General features: G+C 67.3%; 18 protein-coding genes. 6 read left to right on the forward strand and 12 right to left on the reverse strand.

All coding sequences use genetic code 11. The annotated features are described in order from the left end of the window. The first annotated feature begins 13 nt into the window (after nucleotides 1-13). On the forward strand, nucleotides 14-1,465 hold the full coding sequence (locus Q8K84_RS03840; protein WP_305280989.1) for a glutamate synthase subunit beta: 1,452 nt from the start codon (nucleotides 14-16) through the stop codon (nucleotides 1,463-1,465). 80 nt (nucleotides 1,466-1,545) lie between these two features. Here Q8K84_RS03840 and Q8K84_RS03845 read toward each other — a convergent pair whose 3' ends face one another. Further along, nucleotides 1,546-2,067, reverse strand: a complete 522-nt coding sequence (locus Q8K84_RS03845) for a DUF1993 family protein (RefSeq protein WP_305280990.1) — start codon at nucleotides 2,065-2,067, stop codon at nucleotides 1,546-1,548. 109 nt (nucleotides 2,068-2,176) lie between these two features. Here Q8K84_RS03845 and Q8K84_RS03850 point away from each other — a divergent pair, with 109 nt between their 5' ends. From Q8K84_RS03850 to Q8K84_RS03860, 3 genes are read left to right on the forward strand one after another with little or no spacing between them, the layout of a single operon-like run. Further along, entirely contained in the window at nucleotides 2,177-2,563 is a 387-nt protein-coding gene (locus Q8K84_RS03850) for a capsular biosynthesis protein (RefSeq protein WP_305280991.1), read from the forward strand. Continuing rightward, nucleotides 2,560-4,158, forward strand: coding sequence for a hypothetical protein (locus Q8K84_RS03855; RefSeq protein WP_305280993.1), 1,599 nt, complete (start codon nucleotides 2,560-2,562; stop codon nucleotides 4,156-4,158). Before Q8K84_RS03850 ends, Q8K84_RS03855 begins: the two co-directional genes overlap by 4 nt. Further along, nucleotides 4,155-4,883 carry a glycosyltransferase family 2 protein gene (locus Q8K84_RS03860; protein ID WP_305280994.1) on the forward strand — a complete coding sequence of 243 codons (729 nt, stop codon included), beginning with the start codon at nucleotides 4,155-4,157 and terminating at the stop codon, nucleotides 4,881-4,883. Before Q8K84_RS03855 ends, Q8K84_RS03860 begins: the two co-directional genes overlap by 4 nt. Here Q8K84_RS03860 and Q8K84_RS03865 read toward each other — a convergent pair. The 9 genes from Q8K84_RS03865 to Q8K84_RS03905 all read right to left on the reverse strand — a co-directional run bounded on the left by Q8K84_RS03865 (nucleotide 4,867) and on the right by Q8K84_RS03905 (nucleotide 14,745). Next, nucleotides 4,867-6,039, reverse strand: coding sequence for a glycosyltransferase (locus Q8K84_RS03865; RefSeq protein WP_305280996.1), 1,173 nt, complete (start codon nucleotides 6,037-6,039; stop codon nucleotides 4,867-4,869). The two genes, Q8K84_RS03860 and Q8K84_RS03865, sit on opposite strands and share 17 nt — an antisense overlap. 89 nt (nucleotides 6,040-6,128) lie before the next feature. Continuing rightward, on the reverse strand, nucleotides 6,129-7,529 hold the full coding sequence (locus Q8K84_RS03870) for an alginate export family protein (protein ID WP_305280997.1): 1,401 nt from the start codon (nucleotides 7,527-7,529) through the stop codon (nucleotides 6,129-6,131). 82 nt (nucleotides 7,530-7,611) lie between these two features. After that, on the reverse strand, nucleotides 7,612-8,637 hold the full coding sequence (locus Q8K84_RS03875) for a sulfate/molybdate ABC transporter ATP-binding protein (protein WP_305280999.1): 1,026 nt from the start codon (nucleotides 8,635-8,637) through the stop codon (nucleotides 7,612-7,614). 7 nt (nucleotides 8,638-8,644) lie between these two features. Then, complete coding sequence (gene cysW / locus Q8K84_RS03880; RefSeq protein ID WP_305281001.1) at nucleotides 8,645-9,478, reverse strand: sulfate ABC transporter permease subunit CysW; 834 nt, start codon at nucleotides 9,476-9,478, stop codon at nucleotides 8,645-8,647. Continuing rightward, entirely contained in the window at nucleotides 9,475-10,344 is an 870-nt protein-coding gene (gene cysT, locus Q8K84_RS03885) for a sulfate ABC transporter permease subunit CysT (RefSeq protein ID WP_305281003.1), read from the reverse strand. Before cysT ends, cysW begins: the two co-directional genes overlap by 4 nt. Next, complete coding sequence (locus tag Q8K84_RS03890; protein WP_305281005.1) at nucleotides 10,341-11,363, reverse strand: sulfate ABC transporter substrate-binding protein; 1,023 nt, start codon at nucleotides 11,361-11,363, stop codon at nucleotides 10,341-10,343. The genes cysT and Q8K84_RS03890 overlap by 4 nt, the downstream gene beginning before the upstream one ends. Nucleotides 11,364-11,476: 113 nt before the next feature. After that, nucleotides 11,477-13,366, reverse strand: coding sequence for an alkyl/aryl-sulfatase (locus tag Q8K84_RS03895; RefSeq protein WP_305281007.1), 1,890 nt, complete (start codon nucleotides 13,364-13,366; stop codon nucleotides 11,477-11,479). Between the two features lie 40 nt (nucleotides 13,367-13,406). Next, a complete protein-coding gene (locus Q8K84_RS03900; RefSeq protein ID WP_305281009.1) occupies nucleotides 13,407-13,928 on the reverse strand; it encodes a MaoC family dehydratase in 522 nt (173 codons plus the stop codon). 4 nt (nucleotides 13,929-13,932) lie between these two features. After that, nucleotides 13,933-14,745: a CoA ester lyase gene (locus Q8K84_RS03905; protein ID WP_305281011.1), complete on the reverse strand. Its 813-nt coding sequence runs from the start codon at nucleotides 14,743-14,745 to the stop codon at nucleotides 13,933-13,935. Between the two features lie 144 nt (nucleotides 14,746-14,889). Here Q8K84_RS03905 and Q8K84_RS03910 point away from each other — a divergent pair, with 144 nt between their 5' ends. Then, a complete protein-coding gene (locus Q8K84_RS03910) occupies nucleotides 14,890-16,104 on the forward strand; it encodes a CoA transferase (protein WP_305281013.1) in 1,215 nt (404 codons plus the stop codon). A 5-nt stretch (nucleotides 16,105-16,109) separates the two neighbouring features. On the opposite strand, the gene Q8K84_RS03915 is transcribed toward Q8K84_RS03910, so the two are convergent. Further along, the gene (locus Q8K84_RS03915; RefSeq protein ID WP_305281015.1) at nucleotides 16,110-16,871 is read right to left on the reverse strand and encodes a slipin family protein; all 762 of its coding nucleotides are present in this window, start codon (nucleotides 16,869-16,871) and stop codon (nucleotides 16,110-16,112) included. Between the two features lie 20 nt (nucleotides 16,872-16,891). After that, nucleotides 16,892-18,307 (reverse strand): nodulation protein NfeD, encoded by a 1,416-nt coding sequence (locus Q8K84_RS03920; RefSeq protein WP_305281017.1) that lies wholly within the window; start codon nucleotides 18,305-18,307, stop codon nucleotides 16,892-16,894. 157 nt (nucleotides 18,308-18,464) lie between these two features. Between Q8K84_RS03920 and Q8K84_RS03925 the strand changes: the two genes are divergently transcribed. Continuing rightward, nucleotides 18,465-19,574, forward strand: coding sequence for an S-(hydroxymethyl)glutathione dehydrogenase/class III alcohol dehydrogenase (locus Q8K84_RS03925; RefSeq protein ID WP_305281019.1), 1,110 nt, complete (start codon nucleotides 18,465-18,467; stop codon nucleotides 19,572-19,574). Nucleotides 19,575-19,583 lie beyond the last annotated feature (9 nt).

The following is a 19,583-nucleotide window of genomic DNA, read 5'->3' on the forward strand; positions in this document are numbered from 1 at the left end:
TCGGAGCACCGTCATGGGAAAGCCCACCGGCTTCCTTGAGATCGAACGTCAGGACCGTGGCTACGAAAAGCCCGAGTCTCGCCTGAAGACCTGGAACGAATTCGTCAAACCCCTGGCTCAGCCGGAGCTGACCAAGCAGGCCGCCCGCTGCATGGATTGCGGGATTCCGTACTGTCACACCGGCTGCCCGGTGAACAATCAGATCCCGGACTTCAACAACCTCGTCTATCGCGAGCAGTGGTTGGCGGCGCTGGAGAACCTGCAGTCGACCAACAACTTCCCGGAGTTCACCGGTCGGGTCTGCCCCGCGCCCTGCGAGGCGGCCTGCACCCTGAACATCATCGACAATCCGGTGACCATCAAGACGATCGAGTGCCAGATCGTCGACAAGGGCTGGGATGAAGGGTGGATCACGCCACAGCCCTCGCCGCGGGGCACGGGCAAGCGCGTCGCTGTCGTCGGCTCCGGGCCTGCGGGCCTCGCTTGCGCCCAGCAACTGGCGCGGGCCGGCCATGCCCCCACCGTGTTCGAGAAGAGCGACCGGGTCGGCGGCCTGCTGCGCTATGGCATTCCGGACTTCAAGATGGAGAAGCACCTGATCGATCGCCGGGTGCGCCAGATGGAGGCCGAAGGGGTCATCTTCCGCACCAATTTCGAGGTGGGCGTCAATGTCTCGGTCCAGCGCCTGCTGGATGACTACGACGTTCTGGTCATGGCCGGCGGCGCCGAGAACCCCCGGGACCTGGAGATCGAAAACCGCGACCTGGACGGGATCCATTTCGCCATGGATTTCCTGACGCAGCAGAACCGCCGCGTGGCTGGCGACGCCGAAGAGGTCGCCGCGCCGACCGGGACCCTGTCGGCCAAGGGCAAGCATGTGGTGGTCATCGGGGGCGGGGACACCGGCTCGGACTGCATCGGCACTTCGAACCGTCACGGCGCCGCATCGGTCACCCAGCTGGAGATCATGCCCCAGCCGCCGGCCCGCGAGAACAAGCTGATGACCTGGCCCGACTGGCCGCTGAAGCTGCGCACCTCGTCCAGCCACGAAGAGGGCTGCGAGCGCGACTTCGCCGTGGCCACCAAGCGGGCCATCGGCAAGGACGGCAAGATCGAGGCCCTTGAGTGCGCCCGCCTGGAGTGGGTCAAGGGCGACGACGGCCGCATGGTCATGAAGGAAGTGGAGGGCAGCGCCTTCCAACTCAAGGCGGACCTCGTTCTGCTGGCCATGGGCTTTGTCAGCCCGCGCCGCGAAGGGTTCGTCGACCAGGCCAAGGTCGATCTCGACGCCCGGGGCAATGTGAAGGCCTCGGTGGACGACTACCGGACCTCCGAGCCCCGGATCTTCTCCTGTGGCGACATGCGCCGGGGCCAGTCCCTGGTGGTCTGGGCGATCCGCGAGGGTCGTCAGGCCGCCCAGGCGGTCGACGCCTATCTCATGGGCGCGAGCAAGCTGCCCCGCTAAGGCGGGCGCGAGACATCACGCCGTCCGAAGGGAGAGGCGGCCAGGGGATCCCCTGGCCGCCTCTTTTCGCAGGCGACTGATCAGGCGGCCGGCGGGCGCCCGCCGGCGAGGTAGTCCATCTTGCCGATCGGGGCGCCCTTGTGACGGAGCAGGGCGTAGGCCATCGACACGTGGAACAGGAAGTTCGGCAGCGAATAGGTGAGCACAAAGTCCCTGGCCGTGAAGGTCATGGTCCGGTTCGGCAAGGGCAGTTCGATGGTGCGCTCGGCGTCGTCGCTGACCTGGTCTGGGGTGATCGCCTGGACAAAGGCCAGGGTCCTGGCGACCCGCGTCTTCAGGTCCTCATAGGTCGTCTCGGTATCCGGCATGCTGGGCGGGGTCAGCCCCGCCAACCGCGCGGCGCCGCCCTTGGCGGAGTCGGTCGCCAGCTGAACCTGGCCGATCAGCGTGTGCATGTCCGGCGCAAGGCGCGCCTCGAGAAGGTCTGACAGGGGCTGGCCGTTGGCCTCAGCGTGGGCCTCGGCCTTGTTCAGCAGGGCGGCCAGGTTGCGCAGCATCTGCACGTACACCGGGATCGAGGCGTCATAGAGGGTCAGGGCCAAGGGCGTCTCCTAAGGTTTAAGCTGGCACGGACATGGGGAGCCGGCGCCCGCGGCGCTACGGCAGAATCGTCCTAAGCCTTGCTTTAAGCATCTGCGGGAGCCGGCGGCTATGAAGCGCCTCGTCTTCGACCTGGACGGAACCCTGTCCCTCGACGAGCCCGGCGTCCCCTATGGCGAACGCCGACCCAATTGCACGGTCGTCGAGCAACTCCGCGCCTACCGGGCCATGGGCTTTGAGATCATCGTCTGCACGGCGCGCAACATGCGCACCCATGGCGGCCAGATTGGCAAGATCAACGCCCTGACCCTGCCTGTGGTCCTCGAATGGCTCTCCCGCCATGACATCCCCTATGACGAGGTCCATGTGGGCAAGCCTTGGTGCGGAACCGACGGCTTCTATGTGGACGACAAGGCTGTCCGGCCGAGCGAGTTCGTCGCCCTGACCTATGACGAGATCCGCAGCCTCCTGGCGCGGGAGACGGAGACGGGCATGTGAAGACCGTTCGCCTGATCATGTCCGGGGCGCCGGTCAGTCAGGAACTCGCCGCCGAGTTCGGGCCCCTGCCGCCGGCGCTTCTGCCCGTGGGCGTGCGCCGGCTCTATGAGTTGCAGGCCGAGGCCCTGGCCGGCGCCGGTCCGCTGCATCTGGTTCTTCCGGAGGCCTTCCCGCTTTCGGACTATGATCGCGGCAAGCTGGCCGAGCTCGGCATGACCGTCCTGCCTATCCCCGAAGGGCTGAGCCTCGGGGAGGCGGTGGTCTACGCGCTCAACACCATCGGCGCCGGCGACAGCGCCGTCCATATCCTGCATGGGGACACCCTGATTCTGGGGGCGCCCCTCGAGGCTGAAGATGTCTTCATCAGCGGCGAGCGGACCAGTGAGTATGCCTGGGCGGAGATGGAGGCCGACTCCCACGGCCGCATCTGCGCCCTGCACACCACAGCCGCGGGGGATGAAGGCAAGGCGGGGCGGCCGATTGCAGCGGGCTATTTCGCCTTCGGATCGAGTCTTGATCTGTTGAGGGCGCTGACGCGGCGGCGAGGGGACTTTATCGGCGCGCTCAACCATTACCTGGCGGAGCATCCGGTCACGGCCGTCGCCGCAGGGGCCTGGCTGGACTTTGGTCATCTGCAGACCTTCTTTCAGTCCAAGCTGGCGGCGACCACGGCGCGGGCCTTCAACACGGTTCGGATCGATGGACGCACAGCGCGCAAGTCCAGCGCCGATGAGGCCAAGATCTGGGCCGAGGCGCACTGGCTGCAGGAGGCCCCGCCGCCGGTCCAGATTCACTGTGCGCGCCTGCTGGGCTTCGGGGCGGAGGCTGACAAGGTCTTCTATGAGACCGAGTACGAGTTCCTGCCGGTGCTGTCTGAGCTGTTCGTCTTCGGGGCTGCGGGACGACCCCCGTGGCTGCGGATCATGAGCGCCTGCGAAACCTTCCTGAACGCCTGTGCGGCCCACAAGGGCGGTGGGTCCGGGGACGCCGCCTTGGCGGCCCTTACGTCCCACAAGACCCTGGCGCGGCTCGAACAGTTCGCGCGGGACAGCGGGTTCCCGATCCACCAACCCCTGCGATACGGCGGCCTGGCCTGTCCGTCCCTGGTGGAGATCGCTGAGCGCCTTGGGCCCGCCTACGGGCTCGACAGCGGTCGCCAGGACAGTGTGATGCACGGGGACTTCTGCTTCTCCAACATCCTCTACGATTCCCGGGTTCGCCGGATCAAGGCCCTGGATCCCCGCGGCCTTGTGGGCGAGCGGCCAACAATCTTCGGGGACAGCCGCTATGACCTTGCCAAGCTGGCCCATTCCATCGTGGGTCGCTACGACCAGATCATCGCGGGCCGCTGTGCGGTGAGCGCCATGGGCGACGACTTCGAAATCGCCTTCGAGGAGGTCGCCGCCCAGGCCTGGCTGCAGCAAGCCCTGGGAGAGCTGCGGATCGACGGCCTCGGGGGGCTGGAGGTCTCAGTTCAGGCGACGATGATCAGCCTTTTCCTCTCCATGCCGCCCCTGCACGCCGAGCGTCCTGACCGCCAGCAGGCCTTCGTGGCCAACGCCCTGCGCCTGTGGCGGACCCTGGAGGCGTCATGATTGTCATCCCCATGGCCGGCCGATCGCAGCGGTTCTTCGACGCCGGCTACCGCCAGCCAAAATACATGCTCGACCTGTCCGGACGCAGCGTCTTCGCCCACGCTGTGGAAAGCTTCCGCGGAGTCTTTGATCGGACGCGCTTCCTGTTCATCCTGCCCGAGGGCGAGCGCGCCGCCGAATTTGTGCGGGCCGAGTGCGCCACCCTGGGGATCGGCGACTTCGCCCTTGTCAGCCTGAGCAGGCCCACCGCCGGCCAGGCTGAGACCGTCGAGCTTGGTCTGGATGGACTGTCGGCGCCGGACGAGACGCCCCTGACCATCTTCAACATCGACACCTTCCGGCCGGGCTTCAGCTTTCCTGGCCCCCTGCTGGACGATATGGCTGGCTGGCTGGAAGTGTTTCGCGGCGAGGGCGCCAACTGGTCCTATGTCCGCCCCGGCCCGGGGCCGGCCCCCCTGGCGCTGGAGACGGCGGAGAAGCGACCAATCTCAGATCTCTGCTGCACGGGCCTCTATCACTTCGCCAGAAGCGGTGACTTCCGTATGGCGCTGAGGGCGGAGCGGGCTGATCCTCAGGCGGCGGAGCTCTATGTCGCGCCGCTCTACAATCATCTGATTCAAGCCGGCGCCCGGATCGGCTATCGGGAAATTCCCCGGGACGAGGTGATTTTCTGCGGCACGCCGGCTGAGTACGAGGGCCTGCTAGCGCTCAACGCGCCAGCTTGAGGGTCTTGACCAGCCGGGCGGCGCGGTCGCGCCACTGGTGCTCGGCCAGGGCTTTTTTGGCGCCGGATCTCGCCAGCGCCGCCAGGCCGGCCTCATCGGCCAACAGGGTTTCGATCTGCTGGGGAACATCCTCAAGCGCGTCCCAGGCGAAGGTCGCGATCTCGCGGCCGTCCTTGAACGCCTCGGCGTAGTAGCGGCTCTGATCGGAGAGGACGGCGGCGCCAGCGCTCATGGCCGTGAAGACCCGCTCGTGGCCGCCAGCCACGAAGCCGTTGTTGGTGTTGAGCACCAGCCGCGTCCGCCGCAGCAGGGCCAGGGTCTCGGCAAAACTCCCGACCCCGCCATAGTCAAAGCTGGGATATTGCGTCGTCAGGGGCTCCCAGCCGGCGCCATAGACCCGGATGGGGACGCGGGCGGCGCCGAGAATGTTCAGCAGCCGATCCCGATGATAGGCCTCACAATAGGCCTGGACGGCCTGCAACAGCGGCGCGACCTGATCCAGGAGTTCGCTGGTCAGCCCGCCCCCCTGCCGCGCCAGACTTTGCTTGAGCGCGTCCAGGATCGAGAGCCGACCATCGGCGCACATCTGTCCGGCGACATCCAGCACCAGGTCTTTCGCGGGGCTGTGGGGCCACTCTTTCCATGGCGCTAAGGGCGGCCCTCGATAGGTGCCGGTGAACAGCAGTGGGATATCGCGGGATGCGAAGGCGGCGTCGGTGGTGTCTGGCGGCTCACCCAGCTGGTTGGCGCCGCAGGGCAGAAAGCCAATCTGGCGGAATGTTCGTCCCTCGCTCCAGACGCTCATGAACTGGACGTGGCTCCGGTCGAGGAACAGAGCGACCTTCCGCTGGATCGGCGTCGAAAGCCGCGGCAGGTGGTGCAGGGGATGGTCGACGTAGAGCGAGGCGTAGACCGCGCCCAGGGCGTCGAAGATCGAACGCCCGTCGGCCTGTAGGTCGCATCCCACCCCGCTGAATCCGAAGAAGGCCCCGGGGGGATCGGCCAGCACGGCATTGACCGCGGCGATGGGGTCGTCCGCGGCGAGATCGACGACCACCGCTTCGTGTCCGAGGTCGCGCAGGGCCGCGGCGAGCTGGTCCACATGCAGTCGGAGCGAACCGTATTGCGACTGCCCTTTGAAAAGCACGATCCGCATGCCGCCCCCCCAAGCAAAAAGAGCAGGGTCAGGCGATTCCGCAGAACCGCCCAACCCTGCGCTGTCAGGGACATCCGGGGGAGGAGGCCTTAGAAGGTCTGAGAGAGTTCGACGTAGCCGAACAGGGGTTCGGCGCCGGTGGCGTTGGGGGCGTCGTCCAGGAACTCGCCATTCACCAGCTTGGCGAAGCCGAACTCCAGGCGGGTGGCTTTCGGCACGATCCAGTAGCGGGCCCGGGCCTCCAACTGGTGGCCGGCGAAGTCGCCGGACCGGCCGGTGGCGTCGCGCACGCCGGTGCTGGCGAAGGAATCGGTGGCCTCGTCGAGATAGAGGGCGCGGTAGAAGACCATGGCGTCCCAGCGCTTGTTGGGAACGACCTCGACCCGGACGCCTGGCGAATTGAAGTTGGAGCGGCCAAGCGGGCCATAGGCGCCAGGGGGGCCGAAATCGGGGCGACGGGGGCCGAACAGTCCGTCGAAGCGGTTGTAGTCGCCATCGGTGCTGCTCTTGTCGCCGCTGGCGAAGTCATATTCCAGAGCCACGCGTGGCGACCACGCGCCCTCGAAGGTCTTGCCGACCTCCAGGTGCAGATACTGGGCGTCCACGTCCAGGTCGCGGCGGTCGGCGGCGCTGGTGGAGTTTCGAGCCTTGCCCGTCTGCCACCCGCCCTCAAACTCATAGTCCCATTGGCCCGCCGCCGGGTTGCGGAAGAAGCGACCGCCGAGCGTGGTCAGGCGGCGATTGCGGGTGGCGACCCGGGGAGAGTCTTCCTCCTCCAGCCGCAGGCCGAAGACCTCCAGCTGGCCGCCGTCGGCGAACTTGGGCGTGGTGTAGATACCGCCCCAGAAGACCAGGTCGTCATTCTGCCGGTCGGTCTCGATCTCGTTGTCGAGGATGCCGGCCCGGTCCGACGGGCGCTTCTGCAGGGGATAGGTGTAGAACAGGGTCGCTGCGCCCGCCGACTTGGCGCTCCAGTCGGCGCGGACGCCAGCAAAGGCGTTGGTGGCGTTGCCATAGGACGAGCGGCCCACCAGACGCCGTGAGCCGACGTCCAGGGTGAAGCGGCCAAGCGTCGCCGAGCCCTTGGCGCCGTCGACGAACAGGTCGTTCACATCGGCGGCCACATAGGCCTGGATCAGCTCCAGGGCGTTGACGTCGCCGGTGCCGGTGGGCGAGCCGCTGTCGTTCAGATAGACCCGCGCGTCGATGATCTCACCGCCGATGCGAACCGGCTCGAGGTTGAGTTCAGCAAACAGGGTGGAGCGAAGAACAAGGCCCTGGTCGGACCCGTCGCCGAAGGCTGGGCGGTACTGGCCATCCAGGCTCTCGTAGCGGGCCCGCACCGTGCCGGAGAGCTTGAGGTTGTCCGGCGCGCCGACGGCGTCATGCAGAGTCCAGGGCGCAGACTGCGCCGCGGCGGGGCTGGTGGCGACAGCGCTGGCCAGCACGATCAGGGAGGCGCCGATGGCGCGCGAGGTCTTCAGCGTCATGGTGTTCAGAATTTCTCTCTGTTCGGACACCGTCGGTCCGCGTTAGCCAGCTAGAGCGCAAAGATTGCCTGAGGCTTAAGCTTCACCTTGGGTGCAACAGGTAGGTCCGCGGCGCTACCCGCACCTCAAAGCCAAGCCCTGCAAGGGATTGCGGGACTTCCAGGACCAGGGTCCGCCCCCCCACCTCGCAGGTCGCGCGCGACGATCCGCCGCGCTGCAGAACGCTGATTTTCCGGGCTGGAAGCCCTTCGGCGTGGGGAGGGAGCAGGTCGGTGTCGACGCCGCGGAAACTCATCATGACTGGACCCGGCGCGGCGTCAGCCGGCGCCGGTGTACGCCACCCCTCCACGATGAGCATGCCATCGGCGACATCGCCCGGTAGCTGGACCCCTTCACCCACGAAATCGAAGACGAAGGCCGAGGCCGGGGCCTCATAGATCCGTTGAGGGGTGTCGACCTGTTCCAGGCGCCCGTTCCGAAGGATCGCCACCCTGTCCGCCAGGTCGAGGGCCTCTTCCTGATCGTGGGTGACGAAGATGGTCGTCAGCCCCGTCTCATCATGGATCCGCCTGAGCCAGCCCCGCAGGTCGCGGCGAACCTTGGCGTCGAGGGCGCCGAAGGGTTCATCCAGCAAAAGCATCCGCGGCTCGATCGCCAGGGCCCGCGCCAAGGCCACCCGCTGCCGTTGCCCACCAGAAAGCTGGGCCGGATAGCGTCCGCCCAGACCCTCCAGTTGGACCAGGGCCAGCAGGCTCTCAACCCGAGCGCTGATCTGGGTCCGTGAGGGCCGTGTGCTGGCGGGGCGCACCTCCAGCCCAAAGGCGATATTCTGGGCCACGCTCATGTGTCGGAAGAGCGCATAGTGCTGGAACACCATCCCGATGCGGCGCGCCCTGGCGTCCATGGTCAGCAGATCCTCGCCGCCAAACCGCACGGTCCCCTGATCGGGACGCTCCAAACCCGCCAGGACCCGTAGCAGCGTCGTCTTGCCGGATCCCGATGGTCCGAGCAGGGCCAGGAACTCGCCCTGCCGCGCCTCCAGGGACACGCCGTCCAGAGCGGCGTGGTCGCCAAAGGTCTTGGCCACATTTTCGATGACGAGGGACATGCCGGGATCAGTGACGACGGCTTGCGGCGAGTTCGCCGGCGTGGCGCCATTCAAGGGCGGACTTGAGCCCCAGCGTGACGAGGGCGAGCCCGGCGAGAACAGTGGCGACCGCGAAGGCGCCGACGAAGTCATACTCATTGTAGAGAATCTCCACATGCAGAGGCAGGGTGTTGGTCAGGCCCCGGATGTGTCCGGAGACCACGGAGACCGCGCCAAATTCACCCATCGCCCGGGCGTTGCAGAGCAGGACCCCGTACAGCAGGCCCCACTTCACATTGGGCAGGGTGACGCGGAAGAAGGTGGTCCAGGGCCCCGCGCCTAGGGTGATGGCGGCGGTCTCCTCGTCGGCCCCCTGCTGTTCCATCAGCGGGATCAACTCCCGGGCCACGAAGGGCAGGGTTACGAGAACGGTCGCTAGGACCACCCCTGTGATGTTGAAAATGACTCGGATGCCGAGGTCCTGGAGCAGCGGCCCAAACCAACCGTTTGCGCCAAAGAGCAGCACCCAAACGAGACCCGACACCACCGGCGAGATGGAGAACGGCAGGTCGATCAGGGTGATCAGCAGGCTGCGGCCTCTGAACTCGAACTTGGCGATCGCCCAGGCGGCCGCCAGGCCGAACACGGCGTTGAGGGGCACGGCGATCGCGGCGACCAGCATGGTGAGATGCATGGCCGCCCAGGCGTCGGGCTCCTTTAGGGCGGCGATATAGGCGCCTGCCCCCAGGCGGAACGCCTCGTGAAAGACCATGATCAGCGGCAGGACGACGATCAGGCCGAGCACAACGAGGGCCCCGGTGATCAGCGCGAGCGAGCCCGGGGAGGGTCTGCGGCCGGTCATGCCCGCCCCCGCCGCGCGAGCGCGCCTTGCAGTGAGTTGAGCAGCAGAAGGCCCGTGAACGACAGGGCCAGCATGGCCAGACCCACAGCTGCGGCGCCGGCATAGTCGAATTGCTCCAGCTTGATGACGATCAGCAAGGGCGCGATTTCCGAACGCAAAGGCATGTTGCCGGCGATGAAGATCACTGAGCCGTACTCGCCAGCCGCCCTGGCGAAGGCCAGACCGACGCCGGTGAGCAAGGCGGGGGCGAGGGCGGGCAACACTACTCGCCAAGCGGTCTGCCGGGGTGTGGCGCCGAGGGTGCGCGCGGCCTCCTCCACCTCGCGGTCGAGGTCTTCAAGCACGGGCTGAACCGTCCGAACGACGAAGGGCAGACCGACAAAGATCAGGGCGAGGAGGATCCCGAGGGGCGTGTAGGCGATGCGAATCCCGAGCTCAGCCAGGGGCGCGCCCAGCGGACCGTTCGGGGCGTAGATGGCGGTGAGCGCTATGCCAGCGACAGCGGTTGGCAGGGCGAAGGGGAGGTCCACCAGGGCGTCGACAAACCGTCGCCCCGGAAAGGCGTAGCGCGAGAGCACCCAGGCGATGAGCAGGCCGAGGCCGGCATTAATGGTGGCCGCCAGGGCCGCGGCGCCGAAGCTGATCCTGAGCGCGGCGATGACCCGGGGGTCAGTGACCACTGTCCAGAAGCCAGACAGGCCGAGCTCCCACGGACGAAGCAGCAACGCGCTGAGGGGAAGCAGAAAGATCAGGCTCAGCCAGGTCAGCGTGATCCCGAGCGCCAGGGGAAAGCCCGGGAGAACGGAGTCCTTCCGCCAGGGTTTGCGGGCCTTGGCCGCCACAGCGAGAGACAGGGCCCGGCTCATTGCGGCTGATAGATCTGATCGAACACCGCCCCGTCGGCGAAGTGCTCGGCCTGAGCTACGGCCCAGCCTCCAAAGTCGGCTATGGTCGTCATTTGGAGCTGGACGAACTTGTCCGAATAGCGGGCGGCGACCTCAGCGCGTCGTGGCCGAAAGTGATGGCGGGCCGCTAGGTCCTGCGCCTCCGGAGTATAGAGCCCCTCAAGATAGGCTTCCGCCAGGGGGCGGGTGCCATGCCGCGCCACGATGGCGTCCACCACAGCGACCGGCGGCTCAGCAAGGATCGATGTGGCCGGGACGACAATGTCGAGCCCGCCGGCGCCTAACTCATGCATGGCCAGAAAGGCCTCGTTCTCCCAGGCCAGCAGAACGTCCCCGATCCCGCGCTGGGCGAAGGTGGTCGTCGAACCCCGCGCCCCGGTGTCGAGGACCGGAACCCGCTGGAACATGGCGCGGACGAAGCTCTTGGCCACAGCGGCGTCTCCGCCGCTCTGCTTGAGGGCATGCCCCCAGGCGGCCAGGTAGTTCCACCTGGCCCCGCCCGATGTCTTTGGGTTCGGGGTGATGACCTCGACCCCGGGTCTGATCAGATCATCCCATCCCTGAATGGCCTTGGGGTTCCCCTTGCGCACCAGGAAGACAATCGTTGAGGTGTAGGGCGCGCTGTTGTCGGGCAACCGGCTGGCCCAGTCGGAGGCGATCAGGCCCCGCTTCGCGAGCTCGTCAATATCGGCGGCCAGGGCGAGGGTGACGACGTCGGCCTCCAGCCCATCGACCACCGAGCGAGCCTGCTTTCCCGACCCGCCGTGGGATTGCTCGACCCGCACCCCGCCGGCCAGGTCGGGCTGCAACTGCGCAAAGAGCGCGTTGTAGTCCCGGTAAAACTCGCGGGTGGGGTCATAGCTGACATTTAGCAGAGCGCCGGCCCCCGCGGCTCCGGTTCGAGGCGCACAGGCGGCCAGGGCCCCGGCGCTCGCCAGCCCCCCGATCAAGGCGGCCCGGCGGTTCAAGGTCATCGTCATTCTCGCTCTCCCGTTCGAGGACGAGCCAATGAAGCAGATTCAAACCTATCGGACTAGTGGGAATTAAACTGGCGGACATTAGAGTTTCTGGCGCCGCCGATAGGGGCGGCGACTTAGGGGAGGACGATCTCGAACCAGAAGTCGAAGCGGTCGAGGCAGGCCAGCAGGGCGGCGAGGTCATCGGGACTGGGGGTTGCAACCTCACCCTTCCCCATGGCTGCGGCCAGGTCGGTCTCGCCCAGCACCAGGGCCACCAGGGCTGCGCGGGTCAGGCGAACCGGGGTCGCCCCCGGCGCAGCCTTGTCGCAGGCATGGTGCAGGACAGCGTTCTCGACGCTCAGTCCGAACCGCTCGCCGGTGTCGGTGAAGGTGAGGTCGAGGGCCACGTCCAAGACCCCGGCGCGCTCCCCGTTCAGCCGCACCGACAGGGAGTCCAGCAACTGTTCGGCCGGCAGGTTGCGGATCTGGCCAGCCGCCCCCTGGCGCGGGGTGGGTGAGGGCGGTCTGACGTGACGCAGCTCCTGGGCGCCGGTCAGATAGAAGGCGCGCCAGGGGCCGGACTCCGCCTGATAGCCCATCTGCTCCAGGGCGTCGGCCTGCAGTTCGCGGGCCTCGGCGTTGTCAGGCTGGGCGAAGACCAGGTGGTTCACCAGCTCGGCGGTCCAGCGGTAGTCTCCGGCGGCGAAGGCCGCCCGGGCCTTGGCCAGCAGGGGCTCAGGCCCGCCGGCCAGGTCCACATACCGCTTGCCCGCCTCCACCGGCGGATGGGGATGCAGGTTGGCCGGATTGCCGTCGAACCAGCCCAGATAGCGCTGATAGACCGCCTTTGCGTTGTGGTTCAGCGTCCCGTAGTAGCCGCGCGTGTACCACTCGGCCTCAAGACTCGGCGGCAGCTTCAGGGCTTCCCCGATCTCCAGGGGCGTCATCCCATGGTTGGCCATCCGCAGGGTCTGGTCGTGGATGAACTTGTAGAGGTCGCGCTGCTTCTTCAGGAACTTCCGCGCCCGGTCCTGTCCCCAGCGGGGCCAGTGGTGGCTGGCGAACAGCACTTCGGTCCGGTCGCCGAACAGGTCGGCGGCCTCGTCGATATAGAAGGCCCAGCGCTTGGCGTCGCGTACCTGCGCCCCGCGCGGCGTGTAGATGTTGTGCAGGTGGCAGGAGCAGTTCTCCGCCATGCAGAGCGCCCCGAGCTGCGGGAAGAAGAAGTTCATCTCCGCCGGCGCCTCGGTGTCCGGCGTCACCTGGAACTCGATCTCGATCCCGTCGATGGTCAGCTTCGTGCCGGTCTTGCTGATGCTCTCGGTGGGGGGGATCAGGCTGACGGAGCCCATGGAGGTGGTCTTGCCGAGGCCAGAATCCACATGGCCCTGGGCGTTTCTGGGCAGCAGCGCGCCGTACATGTAGGTCGCCCGCCTGCCCATGGCGTTGCCGGCCAGGACGTTTTCGCTGACCGCCTCTTCCAGGAAGCCTTCGGGCGCGATGATGCGCATGCCCGCGGCGATATCGGCGTCGGAGATCACCCCGCGCACGCCGCCATAATGGTCCACGTGGCTGTGGGTGTAGATGACGCCAGTCACCGGCTTGTCGCCGCGATGCTGGCGCATCAGGGCCAGGGCCGCAGCCGCCGGCTCAGCCGAAATCAGCGGATCGATGACAAGGTAGCCTGTCTCACCCTCAATGAAGGTGATGTTGGACAGGTCGAAGCCGCGCACCTGGTAGACGCCAGGCGTCACCTCGAAGAGACCATGCAGGGCGTTGAGCCGGGCCTGGCGCCACAGGCTGGGATTGACCGTGGGCGGGGCCTCCTCGGGCTCCTCGAAGGCGAAGGCGCCCATGTTCCAGACCACGCCGCCATTGGCGTTCTCAATGCGTCCGTCGGGGATGGAGCCCAGATAGCCGCGCCGGGCGTCGGCCCAGTCCTGGCCGTCATCCCTCGGCAACTCGGCCCGGAGCGCCGCGTGGGCCCGCAGGGTGGCTTCGGTGGCGTCCTTGGGCGTGGTCATCGTCCCGTTCTCCCCGACCGGTCTTCTTATGGTGAAGCTTCTAGTAGCCGCTGCCGGGCTTGTCCTCCAGCGCCTGGCCGCGAGCCGGGATCAGCATGTCTCGCCGGAAGGTGGCGATGATCTTGCCGTCCTGGTTCTTGCCGAGGGTGCGGATGGTGACGATACCCTGGCCAGGCCGCGACTTGCTCTCGCGCTTGGCCAGCACCTCGCTCTCCCCATAGAGGGTGTCGCCGGCGAAGACCGGGGCGGGAAATTTCACCTCGTCCATGCCCAGATTGGCGATCGCCTTCTGCGAGCAGTCGCTGACGCTCATGCCGATCAGCAAGGCCAGGGTGTAGGTCGAGACGATGAGGTTTTGGCCGAACTCCGTCTGCTTGCCGTATTCGGCGTCGAAGTGCAGCGGATGGGTGTTCAGGGTCAGCAGGGTGAAGAGGTGGTTGTCGGCCTCGGTCACCGTCTTGCCAGGGCGGTGCTCATAGACGTCGCCGACGACGAAGTCGTCATAGTAGCGGCCAAACGTCTCCCGGTAGCGCCCAGGCGCGATCTCCTTGAGCGTCTTCATCACTCTATCCTCTCGCGCGATCCACGATCCGCCGGGCGGCGCGGGCCACAGGCAGTTCGATCAGTTTCCCGTCCAGCAGGGCGGGGCCGCCCTCAGCGGCGTCAAAGGCGGCGATCACGGCCCTGGCTCGGTCCAGGTCCTCGGCGCTGGGGGTGTAGGCGGCGTTCACGGGCGCGACCTGGTCAGGATGGATGCAGGCCCGGCCGGTGAAGCCCAGGCGCCGGGCGCGGTCGGTCTCGGCGCTCAACACCTCGGGCTCCCCCACCAGGCCAGGCGGCGCGTCCAAGGCCTGGATCCCGGCCCGGGCGCAGGCCGCGGCGATCTGGCTGCGGGCGAACAGCAGGGGCTCCCAGGTCATGTCGCAGCCGACCTCGGCGCTGTAGTCGAAGGCCCCGAACAGGATCCCACCCACGCCGGGCGCCTCGGCGATATCCCAGCAGCGCATCAGGCCTTCGGCAGTCTCCACCAGGGGCCAGAAGGGGCGGGCGTCCCCCAGGGCGCGTTGCAGCATGCCGAACTCATGGGCGCTGGAGGCCTTGGGGATCATGAAGAAGTCAGCCTGGGCCGGGGCTGCGGTCCGAAGGTCATCGGTGAACCACGGGCTGGTCCGACCGTTCAGCCGCAGGCCGACCTGAACGCCGCCCGCGGGTCGCTGAGAGAGGAACTCCAGCGCGCTGGCCCGGGCGCTCGCCTTGTCCGCCGGCGCCACCGCATCCTCAAGATCCAGACATACCGCGTCTGCGCCGCTGTCGAGGGCGCGCGCGAAGCGATCGGGTCGATTGGCTGGGGTGAACAGGAGCGAGCGAAACTGGACCAAGCATCCTCCGCCTTGGGCTTGTGAGTCGTCAGGCCAGGATATGACACTCCCTGACCCGCCAGGGCCAGGGCGCCCCCAGCGTCAACCCGGGGTCATGTTATGGCCGCGAGGGGGCGTTGGCGCATCCACGGGAGGAAGAGGGCCATGTACGATCTGCTGAAGGGGCTGACCGTGGTCGAAGGTTCGGCCTTCATCGCCGGTCCCACCTGCGGGCTGTATCTCGCCCAGCTTGGGGCCGAGGTGATCCGCTTCGACAATATCGGCGGCGGTCCAGACTTCCGCCGCTGGCCGCTCTCACCCAATGGCTCCAGCCTCTATTGGGAGGGGCTGAACAAGGGCAAGAAATCGGTGGCCCTAGACCTGTCGCGTCCGGAGGGCCGTGAGATCGCCCAGCGCCTGGCGGCCGCGCCAGGCGCTGACGCCGGCCTGTTCGTCACCAACTTCCCCGTCGAGGGCTTCCTCTCTTACGAGAAGCTGAAGGCCTTGCGCGACGACCTGATCTGCGTGCGGGTCATGGGCTGGGCTGATGGCGGACCCGGCGTCGACTATACGATCAACAGCGCCATCGGCGTGCCGCTGATGACCGGGCATCCGGATGATCCAAGGCCCGTGAACCATGTCCTGCCGGCCTGGGACCTGCTGACCGGGGCCTTCGCCGCCTTCAATATGGTCGCAGCCCTTCTGGCCCGCATGCGCACCGGCCAGGGCCGCGAGATCCGCATCCCCCTGTCGGACGTCGCCGCCGCCACCCTGGCCAATATGGGCATGACCGCCGAGATCCTGGCGGGCGGAGGCGAGCGTCCCCGGCAGGGCAACACCCTGTTCGGCGCGTTTGGGCGGGATTTCGTCACCCGCGACGGCAAGCGCCTGATGGTGGTGGCCATCACCCCGCGCCAATGGACCGGCCTGATCCAGGTTCTGGGGGTCGGCGCCGAGGTGGCGGCCCTCGAAGCGGTGCGAGGCGTCGACTTCAGCAAGGATGAGGGCGTGCGCTTCGCCCACGTCGACGCCCTGATGCCGATCTTCGAGGCCGGCTTCGCCCGCGCCGACAGCACAGACCTCCTGCCCAGGTTCGATGAGCTGGGCGTCTGCTGGGGACCCTATCAGACCCTGGAACAGGCCCTGGAAGACCCGCGGCTATTCAAGGGCAATCCGATCTTCTCGGATCTCGCTCAGGTCAGCGGCGCGACCTATCCGGTCCCCGGCTATGCGGCCACCCTGCCGCAGGACGACCGTGGCGACGCCCGCCCAGCCGCGAGGCTGGGCGAACACACTGAAGAGGTGCTGGGCGACCTCCTGCGCCTGGACGGCGCCGAGATCGCCCGGCTGCACGACGCCGGGATCGTCGCCTCAGCCTGAGGACCTCAGGTCTTCGGCTTGCCCAGATTGCTCAGCGCCGTGCCCAGGTCGATCGGCATGGGGAAGACGATGGTGGTGTTCTTGTCGGCCCCGATGTCGGAGAGCGTGTTCAGATAGCGCAGCTGCATGGCTTCCGGGATGGTGGCCAGGGTCTGGGCGGCTTCCAGCACGGCGTGGGCGGCCTGCTTTTCGCCTTCGGCGTTGATGACCCGGGCGCGACGGTTCCGTTCGGCCTCGGCCTGGCGGGCGATGGCGCGGATCATGCTCTCGTCGATGTCGACGTGCTTGATCTCCACATTGGCGACCTTGATGCCCCATTCCTCGGTCTGGCTGTCGAGGATGGCGCGGATGTCCTGGTTCAGCTTGTCCCGCTCGGCCAGCATGTCGTCCAGGTCGTGCTTGCCGAGCACCGAGCGCAGGGTGGTCTGGGCCAGCTGGCTGGTGGCGTCCATGTAGTTTTCCACCTGGATCACCGCCCGGTCGGCGTCGATGACGCGGAAATAGATCACCGCTGAGACCTTCACCGAGACGTTGTCACGGCTGATCAGGTCCTGGCTGGGCACGTCCAGGACGATGGTGCGCAGGTCCACCTTGACCATCTGCTGGACGATGGGGATCAGCAGGATGAGTCCGGGCCCCTTTACGCCGGTGAAGCGGCCGAGGGTGAAGACCACGGCGCGTTCGTACTCCCGCATCACCTTCACCGCCTGCAGCAGGATGATGATGACGAAGACCGCTAGGGCGCCGAAACTGGCGATATCGAACATGGGCTTGATCCTTCTCCGCCTCAGGCGGGGTTTTCGGGCTCGACGATGAGGGTGAGGCCATCACGGGCGGCGATGCGCACCGACTGGCCAGAGGTGAGGGGAACGCTGGAGCGGGCGTGCCAATCCTCGCCCTGGGCGTGGACATAACCCTCGCCGCCGGCCCAGCTCTGGACCACGCCGGTGGCGCGCAGCAGGGCCGCCTGACCCGTGGTCAAGACATGGCGACTGGCCTGAACCGCGGCGCGAAGGACGAACACGAAGAAGGCCAGGCTGACCCCCACGGTGATGAGGATGACATAGGGCGAAACCCCGAAGCCGGGGACGTCGCGGAACAGCAACACCGAACCGAGCGCCAGGGCCAAAGCGCCGGCGGCTCCGAAGATGCCGAAGCCGGGGGCCAGCGCCTCAGCCAGCAGCAGCCCTACGCCCAGGGCGATCAGGGCCACCCCGGCATAGTCCACGGGCAGCATGTTGAGCGCAAAGAGGCCGAGCAGCAGAGAGACCGCGCCGACGGCGCCTGGCCCCACAGTCCCGGGCGAGGTGAACTCGAAGATCAGCCCATAGATCCCGATCATCATCAGCAGGTAGGCGACATTGGGATTGGTGATCACCGCCAGGATCTGAGCCCGCCAGTTTGGCGCCAAGGTCTCCACCTGAGCGCCGGCGGTGTTCAGCACCCGCGCCTCGCCATTCATCATGACGGTCCGGCCATCGGCCGCTGCGAGGAGCCCGTCCAGATCACGGGTGAGGATTTCGATGACGCCCTGGTCCAGCGCCTCGGTCGCCGTCAGGGTCTCGGCCCGGCGCACCGCCTGTTCGGCCCAGTCGGCGTTCCGCCCATGCAGGCCCGCCATGCTGCGGATATAGGCCACGGCGTCGTTGGTGACCTTGGCGGTCATGGCGTCCGTCGGGGGCCCATCGGCCCCGTCTTGCCCCTGGCCGGCCGGTTCGCCCCTCTCGGGCATCAAGGGATTGGAGCCGCCCATCTGCACCGGGGTCGCCGCACCCAGGTGGGCGCCCGGCGTCATCGCCGCCAGGTGGCTGGCATAGAGGATGTAGGTCCCTGCACTCGCGGCCCGGGCGCCCGCCGGGGCGACGAACACCGCCACCGGCACGGGCGAGGCCAGGATGTCGGCGATGATCTCGCGGGTGGAGGAGTCCAGGCCGCCTGGGGTGTCCATGCGGATCACGGCCAGCTCGGCCCCACGTTCGGCGGCGGTGGCCAGGCCGCGCTGCAGATACTCCGCCGTTGCGGGTCCGACGGCGCCGTCCAGGTCGAACACCAGGACGAGGGGCGCCGCCGGCGGCGCGGTGGAGGGCGGGGCGGATGGCGTCTGGGCGGCGACGGCGGCCGGACTTCCCAGGACCAGCAGCCAGGTCAGCAGCAGGCCCGCGGCCCTCCACCAGCCCCTAGTGTTCGGCCTTGGGCCGGACATGCAGTACTCCCTTGGCGTCTACGGGCGAAATGGCCGCCCGCATGGTGGCGTTCACCATATCACCGATGATCGCGCCGGGGGCTGACTTCTCACCGCTGATGCTTGATCCGGGGCCCGCAAGGCGCCACCAGGGACCGTCCACCAGAGGGAGCCATTCATGAAAACCCGCGCCGCTGTCGCCTTCGAAGCCAAGAAGCCGCTGGAGATCGTCGAACTGGATCTGGAAGGCCCCAAGGCCTTTGAAGTGCTGGTGGAGATCAAGGCCACGGGCATTTGCCATACCGACGCCTACACCCTCGACGGCCTGGATTCAGAAGGGGTCTTCCCCTCGATCCTCGGTCATGAGGGCGCGGGCGTGGTGGTCGAAGTGGGGCAAGGCGTCACCAGCCTGAAGCCCGGCGATCACGTGATCCCGCTCTACACACCCGAGTGCCGCCAGTGCAAAAGCTGCCTGTCGCGCAAGACCAACCTCTGCACGGCCATTCGCAGCACCCAGGGCAAGGGCGTCATGCCCGACGGCACCAGCCGGTTTTCCTACAAGGGCCAGATGGTCCACCACTATATGGGCTGCTCGACCTTCTCGAACTTCACGGTCCTGCCGGAGATCGCCCTGGCCAAGATCCGGTCCGACGCCCCCTTCGACAAGGCCTGCTACATCGGCTGCGGCGTGACCACCGGCGTCGGCGCGGTGACCAATACGGCCAAGGTTGAGCCCGGCGCCAACGCCGTGGTCTTCGGCCTCGGCGGCATCGGCCTGAACGTCCTGCAGGGCCTGCGCATGGTCGGCGCCTCGATGATCATCGGCGTCGACATCAATCCCGACCGCGAGGAATGGGGCCGCCGGTTTGGCATGACCCACTTCGTCAATCCCAAGGAAATCTCCGGCGACGTCGTCGCCCATCTGGTGGAGATGACCGGCGGCGGCGCCGACTACACCTTCGACTGCACCGGCAATGTCCAGGTGATGCGCCAGGCGCTGGAGGCCTGCCACCGCGGCTGGGGCGAGAGCATCATCATCGGCGTGGCCGAGGCCGGCAAGGAGATCGCCACCCGGCCGTTCCAGCTGGTCACCGGCCGGGTCTGGAAAGGCACCGCCTTTGGCGGGGCCCGCGGGCGCACCGACGTGCCGACCATCGTCGACTGGTACATGGACGGGAAGATCGAGATCGACCCGATGATCACCCACACCCTGCCGCTGGAGCGGATCAACGAGGCCTTCGACCTGATGCATTCGGGCGAGAGCATCCGCAGCGTCGTGGTCTTTTAGAGCCGGCCA

This window comes from Phenylobacterium sp., assembly GCF_030679875.1.
In the GTDB taxonomy this organism is placed as follows: Bacteria; Pseudomonadota; Alphaproteobacteria; order Caulobacterales; family Caulobacteraceae; genus Phenylobacterium.

What these genes read in the sequence shown, in the direction of transcription:
- Q8K84_RS03860 (WP_305280994.1), top strand. Translation starts at nt 4,155, where the DNA reads ATGATTGTCATCCCCATGGCCGGCCGATCGCAGCGGTTCTTCGACGCC.
- Q8K84_RS03895 (WP_305281007.1), bottom strand. Translation starts at nt 13,366, where the DNA reads ATGACCACGCCCAAGGACGCCACCGAAGCCACCCTGCGGGCCCACGCG.
- Q8K84_RS03875 (WP_305280999.1), bottom strand. Translation starts at nt 8,637, where the DNA reads ATGTCCCTCGTCATCGAAAATGTGGCCAAGACCTTTGGCGACCACGCC.
- Q8K84_RS03915 (WP_305281015.1), bottom strand. Translation starts at nt 16,871, where the DNA reads ATGTTCGATATCGCCAGTTTCGGCGCCCTAGCGGTCTTCGTCATCATC.
- Q8K84_RS03910 (WP_305281013.1), top strand. Translation starts at nt 14,890, where the DNA reads ATGTACGATCTGCTGAAGGGGCTGACCGTGGTCGAAGGTTCGGCCTTC.
- Q8K84_RS03890 (WP_305281005.1), bottom strand. Translation starts at nt 11,363, where the DNA reads ATGACGATGACCTTGAACCGCCGGGCCGCCTTGATCGGGGGGCTGGCG.
- Q8K84_RS03920 (WP_305281017.1), bottom strand. Translation starts at nt 18,307, where the DNA reads ATGTCCGGCCCAAGGCCGAACACTAGGGGCTGGTGGAGGGCCGCGGGC.
- cysT (WP_305281003.1), bottom strand. Translation starts at nt 10,344, where the DNA reads ATGAGCCGGGCCCTGTCTCTCGCTGTGGCGGCCAAGGCCCGCAAACCC.
- Q8K84_RS03865 (WP_305280996.1), bottom strand. Translation starts at nt 6,039, where the DNA reads ATGCGGATCGTGCTTTTCAAAGGGCAGTCGCAATACGGTTCGCTCCGA.
- Q8K84_RS03840 (WP_305280989.1), top strand. Translation starts at nt 14, where the DNA reads ATGGGAAAGCCCACCGGCTTCCTTGAGATCGAACGTCAGGACCGTGGC.
- Q8K84_RS03850 (WP_305280991.1), top strand. Translation starts at nt 2,177, where the DNA reads ATGAAGCGCCTCGTCTTCGACCTGGACGGAACCCTGTCCCTCGACGAG.
- Q8K84_RS03900 (WP_305281009.1), bottom strand. Translation starts at nt 13,928, where the DNA reads ATGAAGACGCTCAAGGAGATCGCGCCTGGGCGCTACCGGGAGACGTTT.
- Q8K84_RS03925 (WP_305281019.1), top strand. Translation starts at nt 18,465, where the DNA reads ATGAAAACCCGCGCCGCTGTCGCCTTCGAAGCCAAGAAGCCGCTGGAG.
- Q8K84_RS03870 (WP_305280997.1), bottom strand. Translation starts at nt 7,529, where the DNA reads ATGACGCTGAAGACCTCGCGCGCCATCGGCGCCTCCCTGATCGTGCTG.
- cysW (WP_305281001.1), bottom strand. Translation starts at nt 9,478, where the DNA reads ATGACCGGCCGCAGACCCTCCCCGGGCTCGCTCGCGCTGATCACCGGG.